This is a genomic window from Paenibacillus glycanilyticus NBRC 16618, assembly GCF_004000805.1.
GTDB classification, from domain to species: Bacteria; Bacillota; Bacilli; order Paenibacillales; family Paenibacillaceae; genus Pristimantibacillus; species Pristimantibacillus glycanilyticus.
In genome coordinates this window covers 48,674-61,906 of sequence record NZ_BILY01000011.1, presented here as the reverse complement: position 1 = coordinate 61,906, position 13,233 = coordinate 48,674, and the positions used below count along the sequence as shown (strand labels likewise).

General features: G+C 51.5%; 13 protein-coding genes. 6 read left to right on the top strand and 7 right to left on the bottom strand.

The window, feature by feature from the left end; genetic code table 11:
* Nucleotides 1-184: 184 nt before the first annotated feature.
* From PGL01S_RS11115 to PGL01S_RS11100, 4 genes are all read right to left on the bottom strand, one after another.
* Nucleotides 185-1,471 carry a GHKL domain-containing protein gene (locus tag PGL01S_RS11115; RefSeq protein WP_127494498.1) on the bottom strand — a complete coding sequence of 429 codons (1,287 nt, stop codon included), beginning with the start codon at nt 1,469-1,471 and terminating at the stop codon, nt 185-187.
* Between the two features lie 349 nt (nt 1,472-1,820).
* Nucleotides 1,821-2,612, bottom strand: coding sequence for an ABC transporter ATP-binding protein (locus PGL01S_RS11110; RefSeq protein WP_127494495.1), 792 nt, complete (start codon nt 2,610-2,612; stop codon nt 1,821-1,823).
* Nucleotides 2,613-2,633: 21 nt separating this feature from the next.
* Nucleotides 2,634-3,677 (bottom strand): FecCD family ABC transporter permease, encoded by a 1,044-nt coding sequence (locus PGL01S_RS11105; RefSeq protein WP_127494493.1) that lies wholly within the window; start codon nt 3,675-3,677, stop codon nt 2,634-2,636.
* On the bottom strand, nt 3,674-4,660 hold the full coding sequence (locus tag PGL01S_RS11100; protein ID WP_127494491.1) for a FecCD family ABC transporter permease: 987 nt from the start codon (nt 4,658-4,660) through the stop codon (nt 3,674-3,676). The genes PGL01S_RS11105 and PGL01S_RS11100 overlap by 4 nt, the downstream gene beginning before the upstream one ends.
* Nucleotides 4,661-4,848: 188 nt before the next feature.
* Here PGL01S_RS11100 and PGL01S_RS11095 point away from each other — a divergent pair, with 188 nt between their 5' ends.
* On the top strand, nt 4,849-5,865 hold the full coding sequence (locus PGL01S_RS11095; RefSeq protein WP_127494489.1) for an ABC transporter substrate-binding protein: 1,017 nt from the start codon (nt 4,849-4,851) through the stop codon (nt 5,863-5,865).
* A 51-nt stretch (nt 5,866-5,916) separates the two neighbouring features.
* Here the strand turns inward: PGL01S_RS11095 and PGL01S_RS11090 are convergent, their stop codons facing one another.
* Both PGL01S_RS11090 and PGL01S_RS11085 read right to left on the bottom strand, forming a co-directional pair.
* A complete protein-coding gene (locus PGL01S_RS11090) occupies nt 5,917-7,002 on the bottom strand; it encodes a CopD family protein (RefSeq protein WP_127494487.1) in 1,086 nt (361 codons plus the stop codon).
* Entirely contained in the window at nt 6,999-7,613 is a 615-nt protein-coding gene (locus PGL01S_RS11085; protein ID WP_127494484.1) for a copper resistance CopC family protein, read from the bottom strand. The genes PGL01S_RS11090 and PGL01S_RS11085 overlap by 4 nt, the downstream gene beginning before the upstream one ends.
* Before the next feature lie 244 nt (nt 7,614-7,857).
* Here PGL01S_RS11085 and PGL01S_RS11080 point away from each other — a divergent pair, with 244 nt between their 5' ends.
* On the top strand, nt 7,858-9,210 hold the full coding sequence (locus PGL01S_RS11080; protein ID WP_127494693.1) for a hemolysin family protein: 1,353 nt from the start codon (nt 7,858-7,860) through the stop codon (nt 9,208-9,210).
* Nucleotides 9,211-9,258: 48 nt separating this feature from the next.
* Here the strand turns inward: PGL01S_RS11080 and mnmA are convergent, their stop codons facing one another.
* Nucleotides 9,259-10,395: a tRNA 2-thiouridine(34) synthase MnmA gene (gene mnmA / locus PGL01S_RS11075; RefSeq protein ID WP_268960390.1), complete on the bottom strand. Its 1,137-nt coding sequence runs from the start codon at nt 10,393-10,395 to the stop codon at nt 9,259-9,261.
* A gap of 244 nt (nt 10,396-10,639) precedes the next feature.
* On the opposite strand from mnmA, the gene cymR reads away from it, so the two are divergent.
* From cymR to PGL01S_RS11055, 4 genes are read left to right on the top strand one after another with little or no spacing between them, the layout of a single operon-like run.
* Nucleotides 10,640-11,059, top strand: a complete 420-nt coding sequence (cymR, locus tag PGL01S_RS11070) for a cysteine metabolism transcriptional regulator CymR (RefSeq protein WP_015845919.1) — start codon at nt 10,640-10,642, stop codon at nt 11,057-11,059.
* 12 nt (nt 11,060-11,071) lie between these two features.
* Entirely contained in the window at nt 11,072-12,229 is a 1,158-nt protein-coding gene (locus tag PGL01S_RS11065) for a cysteine desulfurase family protein (RefSeq protein WP_127494482.1), read from the top strand.
* A gap of 17 nt (nt 12,230-12,246) precedes the next feature.
* Complete coding sequence (locus tag PGL01S_RS11060) at nt 12,247-12,792, top strand: PRC-barrel domain-containing protein (protein ID WP_127494480.1); 546 nt, start codon at nt 12,247-12,249, stop codon at nt 12,790-12,792.
* A gap of 3 nt (nt 12,793-12,795) precedes the next feature.
* Nucleotides 12,796-12,993: a YrzR-like zinc ribbon domain gene (locus PGL01S_RS11055; RefSeq protein WP_015845916.1), complete on the top strand. Its 198-nt coding sequence runs from the start codon at nt 12,796-12,798 to the stop codon at nt 12,991-12,993.
* Nucleotides 12,994-13,233: the final 240 nt, after the last annotated feature.

The window sequence follows — 13,233 nt, the reverse complement described above, 5'->3', positions numbered from 1 at the left end:
CTTCCGCTGAAAACGATAAGAGCACGGCGATATATACTTTTACCGGAGTAGTGTCTTTAATGACAGTTGTTATTAATTATATTCGGATACGACAATACAGTACGTGGGACATTATCGAGAGGTACCCGGAGAAGCGAGGCAAATAATTCGCAAAGAGGACCTTCCGGCGGAAGGTCCTCTTTTCTTAGAGCGTAATTTGAATTTTGACGGTTTCGTTTTCGTAGCGGAAGCGGATATCGCCGTTATATTTATGAACCGTCTTTGCTATAATCGACAGCCCGTTGCCGCGCATGGCGTTCGGATTCGCTTTGGTCGTATATCCGTCGGTGTGGAACAAATTCTTCTGATCCTTCGCATGCAATATGGCCGGATTTTCTACCGTATAGACGGTTTTGACACCCTTGGAGCGGGAGGTCACCACAATACGCCGCGACAGCTTGCCCTCGTAAACCTCGGTAGCTTCAATGGCGTTGTCGAGCAGGTTCGAGAATATTTTGACCAGATCCATCGATTCGATTTTGCTGTATTCATCGGTACCGGTCTCAAACTGCATCTCTATGCCTTTGGATTGCGCCAGCTCCCATTTGCTCTGGAACAAAATCAGAATAACCGGATTATTGATTTTCATCGACAGATCAAGAGCCCTGGAGTCGGCTGCAAGCTGCTTCAAATATTCCGTTGCCCTGTCGTACTTCTTCAGCGTCAGTAGACCGTGAAGCACCTGAAGATGGTTCATTCGGTCATGACGGCTGGATTTGATGGAATCGATGACTTTCCCCATCTCGGAAATATACATTTGCTCGGATTCGTAAAGATCCTGCTTGAGCCGTGTTTTGTGCCATTTTCTAAGGACAAAAAAGGCGAGCAGCAAAATGACGGCAAAAAGAATGTCGATGGTGAAGACGACTTTGTTGCTGTTAATAACCTCTTGGCTGATGGATTCCAGCTGGCTGGCATCAATATCGATGGCCATAACGCCAAGCAGCTTCCCGGACTCGCTGACAATAGGCACGCCTATGGACAAATAGACGCCATGCGTCTTATCCTGTATGATGCCGGTATAATACTCCAATCCGTCTTTAGCCTGATTGACCTGTTTGGGCGGCACCGTGCAAGGAGAGCCGATTGGCAGCAGCTCGGACTCGGTTGGAACCGCCGACAACATCACCTTGGCGACATCCGTGTCATCCAGGAGCAGCGTATAAACGTACAGAGCATGGATCCGGGAGCGGTACTCCTCGAGATACTGAATGATGGAGGGATCCGGCTGCTTGGTTTGAAGAAAACGTTCGTACGCCGTTTTGTCCAGTCCGGCCGCCATATCTTGCGCAATGGTTATATACTGCTTCGCCAAAGTCGTTTGAGTTGCGTTCCCCGTGGAGTAATAAGTCAGAACGAGTTTTGAGCAGGTTAAAATACTCAATATAGTAAAGGAAGTTACTAAAAAAAGAAGTTGCCTTCGAGAATTCATATGTAATAATCCTTTTCAAAATAGATTGTATGCATAAATATACATATTTTGTATTTGTAAAAAACGTCCAATCTTCATTATTAATCAAATTCATACCTACATCAACCCTTATTTTATGAAAAATAAAAAGGACCTAATTAGTGGTCCTTTTCCTTCTTTATTCTTTTTTTAAAAGTGAATGGCGCCGGGGTAAAGGTATATCTCGTGGAAGAGCGGAGCGCCCGCCTTTGTTCTCCCTTTTCAACGATAAACATTTGAATAAGGAAAAGGGAGAACAACAGCGGCTGGAAGGAGATATACCTGTCCATGGCGATCAATTCACTATCCCTCGTCATGTTACCCCTCGGCGTTACTTCGCTTTTTTCCGCCCATGGGGCACAATCATCGGCGTGTCGTACAGCGGATCCCGAATGACATCGCATTTCAGGTGGAACACCTCCTCGATCATCGAAGCATCAACAATTTCGGAAGGCGCCCCTTGCGAATAGATGGCACCGTTCTTCACGGCTGCAATATGATCGGCGTACCGGCAGGCCAAGTTAATGTCATGCAGAACCATAACAATGGTCCGGCCATCCCGCTCGTTCATTTCCTGGAGCAGATCAAGCACCTCAATCTGATGCGTCAGGTCCAAATACGTGGTAGGCTCGTCAAGCAGAATAATGCCTGTCTGCTGCGCCAATGTCATGGCGATCCAGGCGCGCTGCCGCTGCCCGCCCGAGAGGGAGGAGACGGAACGCTCCGCGAGCTCTTCAATGCCTGTTGCGCGCAAGGCGGATTGCACGGCTTCTTCGTCTTCCTTTGACCATTGCTGCAGCCAGGTTTGGTAAGGATAACGGCCCTGCTTCACAAGCTGCAGCACGGTAAGTCCTTCCGGAGCAACAGGGCCTTGCGGGAGCAGGGAAAGCTGCTTGGCGGCAGCCTTGGCCGGTATGGACGACAGATCCTTGCCACCAAGCGTTACTTCGCCCTTGGTTGGCTTGAGCAGCTTGGACAGGGCTCGCAGCAACGTGGATTTGCCGCAGCCGTTGCTTCCGATCAGGACTGTTATTTTACCATCGGGGATGGATAGGTTTAATTGTTCAAATATGGATGCTCCGCCGTAAGAAAGGGAGATTCCTTTCGCTTCAAGCATGCTCATGGTTGACTTCCTCCAGCTTCGTTATTGGTTGCGGTGGCGATATAACATAAATAAGAAGAACGGCGCGCCGATCGCCGCGGTGAAGACGCCGGCCGGTATGTCCAGCGGAGCGAAGACAGTTCGGGCAATCAGATCGGATACAAGTAATAAAATAGCGCCAATCAAAGCGCTGACAGGCAGCAGACCGCCAAAGGATGAGCCGACAAGCTTCCGCGCCATATGCGGGGCCATCAGTCCGATAAAGGCAATCGCGCCGCCAATCGCAACGGCAGCCCCTGCCAGCGATACGCTTAGAAGCAGCAGGATAAACCGGTGCTTCTGCACGTGAGCGCCTGCGCTGCCGGCAACCTCATCGCCAAGCGCTTGTACATTAATATGACGGGCCATGAGCCACGTGGCAGGAAGCAGGACAATCAGCCATGGAAGCAGCGTATAAACATCCTTCGCCCAGGAGGAACCGTAGATGCTGCCCGTCATAAAGGTCATCGCCCGGTTTGCCAGGAAATAAGGGCTGGAAATAATAAACATGTAAGAGATGGACTTGAACGCAGCCGACAATCCGGTTCCGATGAGAACCATCCGGAGCGGCGAAGCGCCGTTTTTCCAGGACAGAATATAGAGAATAAACGTAACCGCGTAAGCGCCGAGAATCGCGGCTACGGGCATCCAATGGACGGAGACATGGCCGCCAAGGAAAAAGAGAAACAAGACCGTGCCGAGGGACGCACCTTCCGTTATCCCGGTAACATCGGGCGAAGCCAGCGGATTGCGGATCAGTCCCTGCAGCACGGCGCCAGCCGAAGCCAGGGCCGCTCCAACAAGCATGGCGATTACGATGCGAGGCAGCCGAAGTTTTAATACGATAACGTCATGCATGGCGCTCCCTTTGCCGATGATCGATTTGACCACGTCAAGGGGCGAGATGAACTGGCTGCCGATTCCGGTGCTTATAATGGCGCCCGCAGCGCATAGCAGGAGCAAAAAGAGCGTTGTCCATAATGCTCTGCGTTCGAGAAGATAGGACAGCTTGGGGCTGCTCAGCCGGACCGTCTTGTATTTGCTCATGATGTCTGTCTTCCTTTCCTGGCGATATAGACAAAGAAAGGTACTCCGATTACGGCGGTCATAACGCCCACCGGCACCTCTCGCGGCATTGCGATGTAGCGGGAGCCGATGTCGGCTGCTACCAGCAACACGCCGCCAAGAACGGCGCAATAAGGGATAACCCAGCGATAATCCGCGCCAACGAAATAACGGACGATATGCGGAATAATGATACCCACGAAAGCAATCGGGCCGGCAACGGCAACCGATGCGCCCGCCAGCAGAATAACCGCTGCGGAAGCGAGCCATTTGACAACAGCGGTCCGCTGGCCCAACGTCTGGGCAATATCGTCGCCCATGCCAAGGACGTTCAAATGACGGGAAAGTGCCATGGCAATGATTAGGCCAACCGCCATGTAAGGCAGCACGCTGACAAGCATATGCATGTCGCGGCCGGCAACCGAGCCGACAAGCCAGACCAGCACCTGATCGAACATTTTGCCGCTGGAGAGCATAAAGCCTTGGGTGAGCGACGCGAAGAATGCGGCGATTGAAGCACCCGCCAACGTGATTTTGACGGGCGTCATACCGTCCCGCCCAATGCTGCCAAGGACGAATACGATTGCACCGCTGATTGCCGCGCCGAGCAGAGCAAGAAGAGTAAGGGGCTGCATGCCGTTAATGCCAAGCCAGCCGGATGCCACAACAACCATAAAGGAAGCTCCGGAATTGACGCCGAATACGCTTGGCGAAGCAATCGGGTTGCGGGTAACGACCTGCATCAGGGCGCCAGCGACAGCCAGGCTGGCACCGGCAGCAGCTGCGATTAGAGCCCGCGGAACCCTTGCCGTCTGTATGATCAAATGCTCTTGGTTAGAGGGCTGATAATGAAAGATGGCATCAAATACCGTTGCAAGCGGGATATCCGTTATGCCGAATGCAATGCTGCATATAATCGCTGCTCCAAGGAGCAGGAGAGATATTATGAATCCTGTTAGTCTCATGGCTGTTTGCGAACTCCTTTATCTCGGATGGCAACTTATTATATTTATGTACCTAGTGAATTTTAATAGAGGAGTTATTGCCCTGTCAATGAATATGAGAATCGTTATCAAATTTATGTTGACTATGCAGCGGTTTTCTTTTATATTGTCCAAGTGAGAAATATTATCATCGGGGGGCACTCATTTACATGAAGAACCGTTTCAACGGAAAAAAAATGATTTGGCTGATGCTTTGTACAATGATTATCGCTGTTCTGGCAGCAGGCTGCGGATCGAATTCCAACAATAACGCAGGTACAGATACATCCAATAACCAAGCAGGGAATTCGGAGCAGGCCGCTTCGAACGAGACCCGTATCGTGAAGCATGCAATGGGCGAAACCGAAATTAAAGGTACGCCGAAGCGGGTTGTGGTTCTTACGAATGAAGGAACGGAAGCCGTATTGGCGCTTGGCGTAAAGCCGGTTGGCGCCGTCAAATCGTTTACGGGCAACCCGTGGTACAACCATATCGCGGCGGACATGGAAGGCGTGGAAGTGGTAGGCGAAGAAGGCCAGCCGAATCTGGAGCTTATCGCCGGATTGCAGCCGGATCTTATTATCGCGAACAAAATGAGACATGAGGAAATTTATGAACAGCTGAAGGCTATCGCGCCAACGGTGGAAGCCGAAACGCTCCGCGGCGCATGGAAGGATAATTTTAAACTGTACGCTGAAGCGCTTGGCAAAACCGAAGAGGGCAACAAGCTGCTTGCCGACTTTGACGCCCGAATTGAGGATTTCAAAGCGCAAGCGGGAGACAAATTGAAGGAAACCGTGTCGTTCGTCCGTTTCATGGGCGGAAAAACGCGCGTCTATCATACGGATACCTTCTCTGGCGTTATCGCGGCTCAGATCGGATTGGCACGCAACGAGATGACGCTGAATTCGAAGGAAACGTTTGCCGACGAAATAACGAAGGAACGCCTGCCGGAAGCGGATGCGGACCGGATCTTCTACTTCACTTACGATACGGGTGACGGCAAGGGCTCCGCTCAAGAGCAGGAGTGGACAAACGATCCGATCTGGAAAGGTCTCAGCGCGGTAAAAGCAGGCCATGCCTACCGGGTGGACGACGCGATCTGGAATACGGCCGGCGGCATCAAGGCAGCTAACCTGATGCTTGATCAGCTTGCTGACAACTATGGCATTACGCTTACAAAATAATAGGACGAAAAAGCGCCGCTTCCATGACGAAGTGGCGCTTTTTTCTATCCATTAACCAATACCGAACATGAGGGCAAAGTAACCAAATACCGTCGTCAGCAGCCCCATAACAAAAGCCGGTAAAATTTTGTTTTCCTTGTACATCTGAATGAGTCCGTAGATCATGACGAGAGCCGCGGCAAGCATAAGAATGCTGTCCAGCCCGATGGAAAGCTTTAGAGTCAGATCGGGACTGAAATGTCCGTTGTAGACTGTCGTGAACAGCTTGGAAGGAGAGACCCCTTGCAGCGTTTCCTTCACATTATGGGGAGGCGTCTGCTGGCCCAGCACTCCGGTGACGATAAAGAGCAGCAACGCGATGATGCTCTCCGCTTTGAGCCACGGGAGGGGGTTAAAGCCGCTGTTCACCTTAAGCTTGTTCCGGTAGCCGAAGCCGTTCGTATAAGCAAATAAAAGAAGCGGCGCAAGCAGCAAATGCTTCAGCAGAAGCATCTGCCCGTAAGGAAGCATCCACGAATTGACGTACTGCGGCGTAGTAAAGGTCATAAGCGTAATGCCGGCGATAAAAGTAATCAGCATGCAGCCGATGGCAAGCGGCGAGAACCAGGTCAGGAACGCCTCCCAGTTGCGACCGCTCACGGAGAACCAGCTGGCAATCATCAGCACGCCAATCCACACGGTTACGGCAAGGAAATGGGCGGAGTGCACAAGCCACCCCTTGGTGCCGTAAAGCGAAGTCGCATGGCTGGCATAACCAAGCCAGAGAATTAACAGGAACATAATGAACAAGCTGACCTTCGGCATATGCTTATCGTTGCGGAAGGAAGGCAGGCCAAGCAGGAAAGCAAGGCCGACGGAAGCCACAGCCGACCAGATCCAGGCTTTGCCGTTGTTCAAGTCCAACAGGATGCTTTTCACCATCTCGCCATACGTAACGTCCGTATCCTTGGCAAATAGCACCGCGGAATCATGAATAGGCACGTATTCGAGTACCGGAATCGCAAGCGCGCAAACGAGTAGCAGCCAGCTCGGGATATGTATCTCCGGGCGTCTTTGCTCCGGTACAACCCGCAGAATTAACGTTCCGGTCAGGATGGCGAAGCAGACATAGAGCAGAGCCTCGCTGACGTAACTCATTTGCGGCCCCTCCGGATCACGATAGCTACCCCTGCAATCACAATCACGCCGGCAATTACCCAAACCGCGGCATTGACACCATTGTTATTGCCGGACTCAGCCTTAGCGTCCTCTGCCGGAGCCGAAGGAGAAGGCTCCTCGGAGGCGTTATCATCCGCAGATGCGCTTGCATCCGGTGCTTCCGTAACTTCGGCACTTGGAGACGGAGACGAATCAGCCGGGGTTGCCGCGGCTTCCGGCGCTTTAGAAGGCGTTGCTTCCGGGGCATTAACCTTAAAGGCGTATTCGCCGTCAACCGCATGACCGTCAGCGCCGATAATCGTCCATTTTACCGTATAGGCCCCATTCTTCAGGGGTTCTGTCACCGAACCGCTCATGGTCGCCTTGCTTACGGAAATATCTCCGGTCGGAACTTGATTGCCGGATTCATCGAGCAGCTTAAATTGGCTCAGCTTTTCGATATTGGTGTTGAAGGTCATGGAAATCTCGGCAGGAGAGACGGTAACGGTCTCCTCATTGGCAGGGGTGGATACGGTAATCTTGGAATGAGCCATTGCGATGCCCGGCACCAAGAATAAGGCGGCCAAGCAGATAAAAAGGATACGTTTCATCAGAAAATTCCCCTTTGTTTTATTGGATGAATTGATGTCATTATAACAGATCGGGCATTCGTTTCGACTTTGCCTTTTTGAACAATATTCGAAGGCAATAAATCGTCATAATGCAAGGTTTACGCGGAATAAACTTAAATTACCGTATCTTTACAGAATCGCAAATTCCCTTCTCGAAGGAGGTGCACCTGCTGCTGTGCAGGTCGCACGGCTGCAGGGGACTGTATTGAGTGATCCGCTTCCGATGGTTATGCAGCTGGTTCTTATCGTTTTTCTGGTGTTTATGAACGGTCTGTTTGTTGCCGCGGAATTCGCCATGGTCAAGGTCCGGGGCACCCGGATCGAAACGCTGGCGGCCGAGGGTCATATGCGGGCGAAGCTTGCCTCGCATTTGACGGGCAATCTCGATGCCTATTTGTCTGCGTGCCAGCTGGGGATTACACTGGCCTCGCTTGGTCTTGGCTGGATAGGGGAACCGGCGATCAAGGATTTGATCGAGCCGTGGTTTTTCGCGCTTGGCTGGGGCAATCCGGTGTGGATTCATTCGATTTCCTTCATCATCGCCTTTTTATTTATTACCATTCTCCATATCGTCCTCGGTGAACTCGCCCCCAAAACGCTGGCTATCCGCAAGGCGGAAACCGTAACCCTGCTTACCGCAACGCCTCTCGTCATGTTCCACAAGCTGATGTATCCGTTTATCTGGGTATTAAACGGTCTGGCGAACCAGCTCCTGAAGCGGCTTGGCGTCGAGCCGGCATCCGAGCAGCATTCCGCCCATACGGAGGAAGAAATCCGCATTCTCATGCAGGAGAGCCATAAGAGCGGACTGATCAACAATACGGAGCTGACTCTTGTCGATAATATATTTGAATTTGCCGAGACCAATGCCCGAGAGATTATGATTCCGCGCACGGAGATGGTCTGCCTGTATGTTCATCTGTCTCTGGAAGACAACAAGGCTATCGCGTTAAACGAGATGCATACGAGATATCCCGTCTGCGATCATGACAAGGACAATATTATCGGTTTCGTTCATATAAAAGACTTGCTGAAGGACACGACGCATAGCCTGACCGATATCCGGCAGATTACAAGGGCGATTACGACGGTTCCCGATTCGATGCAAATCAGCAATCTGCTTATCCTGATGCAAAAGAGAAAAGCGCAAATCGCCATGCTCATCGATGAATACGGAGGAACATCCGGTCTCGTAACGCTGGAAGACATTATGGAAGAGATAGTTGGAGAGATTCAGGATGAATTTGACGAAGAGCGGGCGGAGATCGAGAAGCGGGACGATTCGGTCTACTCCATCAGCGGGATGATGCTGATCGAGGAAGTGAACAGCTATTTCGGCATGGATATCGAAAGCGACAATTACGATACGATTGGCGGCTGGATTTACTCACAGATCGAAATTCCGCCAACAAGCGGGCAGCGAATTGACTATGGCGGGGAATATGCGTTTATTATCGAGGAAACGGATCACTTGCGGATTTCGCGCGTTCTGTTGCATAAGCTCAACATGCAGGCGCAGCAGGGCGTATGGAAAGGGAGATCCGGTCCGGAAGGTAAAGCGGAGGGACATTCATGAGGAAAAAATAAACCCCCTTGTCCACTCGGGCAAGGGGGTTCGCTTCTTTTATTTGGCCAACGCTTCAAACGCGGCTTCATCAATCTTGTGAACGACATCAATCGTGCCGCCGCCAAGGCAGAGATCGCCATCGTACAAAACAACGGCTTGCCCAGGCGTAATCGCCTTTTGCGGATTGTCGAATACAACTTCTGCCGTGCCGTCGGCTTGCAGCGTTACGCTTACGCCTTGATCGGGCTGGCGGTAACGGAACTTCGCGGTGCAGCGGAAGGTGCCTTCCGGTCGATGAGGCGCAATCCAGTTCATGCCGCTTGCCGTAAGTCCCGTGGAATACAGGCTTGGATGGGATTCGCCCTGCACAACGTAAAGAATGTTGCGCTCCAGATCCTTGTCAGCCACAAACCACGGCTCGCCGTTGCCGGATCCGCCGATTCCAAGGCCTTGACGCTGGCCTAGCGTATAATACATGAGGCCGTCATGTCGTCCTTTTACCTCGCCGGTACGGATATCAACCATATCGCCGGGGCGTGCAGGCAGATAACCGCTCAGGAATTCCTTGAAGTTGCGCTCTCCGATAAAGCAAACGCCGGTGCTGTCTTTTTTCTTCGCGGTATACAGACCCGCCTCTTCCGCAATGCGGCGTACTTCCGGCTTAGGCAGATGCCCGATCGGGAACATGGCTTTCTCGAGCTGCTTCTGATTCAAAGCGCTCAGGAAATAAGTTTGATCCTTATTGCCGTCAACGCCGCGGAGCAGCCTTGTCTCGCCGTCTTCGGTCCGTTCAACCCGGGCATAATGGCCGGTTGCCAGATAATCGGCTCCAAGCTCGTTCGCTTTTTTGAGGAAATCCCCGAACTTGATCTCCCGGTTGCACATCACATCCGGATTAGGCGTCCGGCCGCGCTTGTATTCATCGAGGAAATAAGTAAACACTTTATCGAAATACTGCTTCTCAAAGTTTACGGTATAATAAGGGATCCCGATCTGGTCGCAAACCCGGCGCACATCCTCAGCGTCCTCTTCCGCCGTGCAATGCCCGAATTCATCGGTGTCATCCCAGTTTTTCATAAATATGCCAACCACGTCATAGCCTTGCTGCTTGAGCAGCAGAGCCGTTACGGAGGAGTCAACTCCGCCGGACATCCCGACAACGACGCGTGTTTCCTGCTTCGATTTGACCATCACGCGCACCACCTTGTTCTTCACACTTCTAAGACCGTCTCGCAAGAGTTGCTCTCCGCGAACGGACTTCGTACTATTGTAACATAGTCGAGAAACTTTTTCATGAAAAGTCAATCCTTTTCTCGCATGTCGCAAAAGGTTGTGTTAACATAGATATGATATGGGAATACCCGTAATTATAACAAACAATACGCTAACATACGCGCTATCGATTGGAACAACTACTACTTAAGAGAGGTGCCCGAATATGAAAATATCGACGAAAGGCCGTTACGGCCTCACCATTATGATGGAGCTTGCGGGAAAATTCGGCGAAGGTCCGATTTCACTTAAGAGCATTGCCGAGCGCAATCAGCTTTCCGAACACTACCTGGAGCAATTGGTTGCACCGCTTCGCAATGCCGGACTCGTAAAAAGTATTCGCGGCGCTTATGGCGGTTATATCTTGTCCAAGGAACCGGAGACGATTACGGCCGGTGACGTGATTCGTATATTGGAAGGCCCGATTTCCCCGGTAGATTTCACGGAAGAGGATGACCCGGCCAAACGCGATTTGTGGCTGCGCATCCGCGACAGTATCGCAAGCGTGCTTGATCAGACAACCTTGGCCGATCTGGTGAACTACCAGGATGCCGGCGTTGCCGACAGCTATATGTTCTATATTTAATGAGGGATTCGTATGCAAAAGTATTATTTTGACCACGCAGCTACAACGCCGATGCACCCGGATGTAGCCGCAGCGATGCTGGAAGTGATGACGGGGGCCGGCGGCAACCCGTCCAGCATGCATGCCTTCGGGCGCGCGGCGAAGCAGAGAGTGAACCGGGCCCGCGATTTGATCGCGGCCGCGCTCGGATGCAAGCCATCCGAGCTGATCTTCACCTCCGGCGGAACGGAAAGCGACAATGCGGCTATTATCGGCGCAGCGGCGGCGATGAGGAAGAAGGGCAAAACCCATATCATTACATCAAGCGCGGAGCATCATGCCGTCCTGCATACCTGCGAGGCGTTAGCCGAGGCAGGTTATGAAGTGACGTACCTGCCGGTAGATCAGACAGGCCGCGTCTCGGTGGACGAGATTGCCGCAGCGATTCGGCCAACTACGGGGCTTATCAGCATTATGCACGGGAACAACGAAATCGGCACCTTGCAGCCAATCGAAGAGATTGGCGAGCTTGCCCATGCCCATGGCATATTGTTCCATGTGGATGCCGTTCAATCCTTTGGCACGGCTGCGTACCGGCTGTCCGAGCTGCCGGTTGATTTGATGAGCTTTTCCGCGCATAAAATAAACGGTCCGCAGGGCGTAGGCGCTTTATATTTGGCAAACGGCACGCCGTTTGAGCCTATCGCTCACGGTGGATCGCAGGAGCGAAAGCGGAGACCGGGGACGGAGAATGTCGCCGGCATTACCGGTTTCGCTAAAGCTGTTGAAATTTGTGTGAACAATCCGGGGAGCAAGAAACTTTTCCTGGACAAGCTTCGTACAGAATGGGTAGACAAGCTGAAATCCGCGCTGGCCGGGCAAACGGAGATCGTTATAAACGGAAACGCAGAGCATTATCTTCCGAACATCGTAAATATCAGCTTTATCGGGATTGATACGGAGACGATGCTTATGAACCTCGACATGGAAGGCATTGCCGCGGCTAGCGGTTCTGCCTGTACGTCGGGTTCGCTCGAAAGGTCACATGTGCTGAAGGCAATGAACCTTCCGGAGGAACGTTTGAATTCGGCTGTACGATTCAGCTTTGGTTTGGGGAATACTGTGGAGGAACTGGAAGACGCTGCACGCAAAATCGCGACAATCGTGGAGCGGATCCGTACCAATCAGTAGGAGGCCCCGAGCACGCCATGATCAAACTCCAGCAATTAATCGGGCTGCCGGTGCTTGTCATTCATTCCGGCAAGCATGTCGGCTTTGTCAAGGACGCTTGGTTCGATGAACATTGGCGGTTAATCGGTCTTATCGTGGAAGGCGCAAAATGGTTTGCGACATCGGTTAAAACCGTGGAATGGGCAGAAGTATTAACCTGCGGCGAAGACGCGATATTTATATCAAGGGAATCCGCCATAAAGCCGGTTAAAGCGGCCGAAATCGGACGTTCTTTTGAGACCGGCGTGGTAAAGCTGAAGGAATTGCCTGTCGTAACGGTGCAAGGCATACAGCTAGGAAGAGTATCCGATGTTTATTTTTACCCGTTTCAGGGTACACAAATAGTAGGCTATGAGCTTACGGATGGCTTTATATCGGATCTGATGGAAGGGCGCAAATGGCTGAAGGCCCCGGATGATCCGGATGCCGTGCTGCTCGGGGAAGACGCGATTATCGTTCCTGCTGTCAGTGAAGCGGAATTGGAGCCTGTCGCAGCTTCCAATTCGATAAATAGGGAGAAATGAAAGATGATGAGATGTCCCAATTGCAATTCAAAGGATATTGGTAAAATCGGTTCCCATCAGTTCTACTGCTGGGGCTGCTTCATAGAGCTGACGGTCAACGGTGAGAAGATGTCGGTCTATCAAGTGGAAGAGGACGGAACGTTAAGTTCGCTCGACGATTTGTTCTTTGAAGAGGAAATGCCGCAAATTCAAATCAATTAGCGGTTTCATAGATCGGTTGACGACTTCAGGACGGCTTAGGGCCGTCCTTTTTGCTGTTTTTATAGGTTGAAATCCAACCAAAACAAAGGGAATGCCAAGAAGGACGCTTATTTTACGTTGCGATAATACCGCACGAACAGTGAAGAGTTAAGTTGGTTCATGATAGAGGCTTATATTGAAACGCAACTAAAAACAACAAAAATCAAACAAAAACAATTTATTAACATGGAATTAATACTG

Excerpts from the sequence above, each read along its gene's own strand:
- PGL01S_RS11115 (WP_127494498.1), bottom strand. The coding sequence starts at position 1,471 with ATGAATTCTCGAAGGCAACTTCTTTTTTTAGTAACTTCCTTTACTATA.
- PGL01S_RS11110 (WP_127494495.1), bottom strand. The coding sequence starts at position 2,612 with ATGAGCATGCTTGAAGCGAAAGGAATCTCCCTTTCTTACGGCGGAGCA.
- PGL01S_RS11105 (WP_127494493.1), bottom strand. The coding sequence starts at position 3,677 with ATGAGCAAATACAAGACGGTCCGGCTGAGCAGCCCCAAGCTGTCCTAT.
- PGL01S_RS11100 (WP_127494491.1), bottom strand. The coding sequence starts at position 4,660 with ATGAGACTAACAGGATTCATAATATCTCTCCTGCTCCTTGGAGCAGCG.
- PGL01S_RS11095 (WP_127494489.1), top strand. The coding sequence starts at position 4,849 with ATGAAGAACCGTTTCAACGGAAAAAAAATGATTTGGCTGATGCTTTGT.
- PGL01S_RS11090 (WP_127494487.1), bottom strand. The coding sequence starts at position 7,002 with ATGAGTTACGTCAGCGAGGCTCTGCTCTATGTCTGCTTCGCCATCCTG.
- PGL01S_RS11085 (WP_127494484.1), bottom strand. The coding sequence starts at position 7,613 with ATGAAACGTATCCTTTTTATCTGCTTGGCCGCCTTATTCTTGGTGCCG.
- PGL01S_RS11080 (WP_127494693.1), top strand. The coding sequence starts at position 7,858 with ATGGTTATGCAGCTGGTTCTTATCGTTTTTCTGGTGTTTATGAACGGT.
- cymR (WP_015845919.1), top strand. The coding sequence starts at position 10,640 with ATGAAAATATCGACGAAAGGCCGTTACGGCCTCACCATTATGATGGAG.
- PGL01S_RS11065 (WP_127494482.1), top strand. The coding sequence starts at position 11,072 with ATGCAAAAGTATTATTTTGACCACGCAGCTACAACGCCGATGCACCCG.
- PGL01S_RS11060 (WP_127494480.1), top strand. The coding sequence starts at position 12,247 with ATGATCAAACTCCAGCAATTAATCGGGCTGCCGGTGCTTGTCATTCAT.
- PGL01S_RS11055 (WP_015845916.1), top strand. The coding sequence starts at position 12,796 with ATGATGAGATGTCCCAATTGCAATTCAAAGGATATTGGTAAAATCGGT.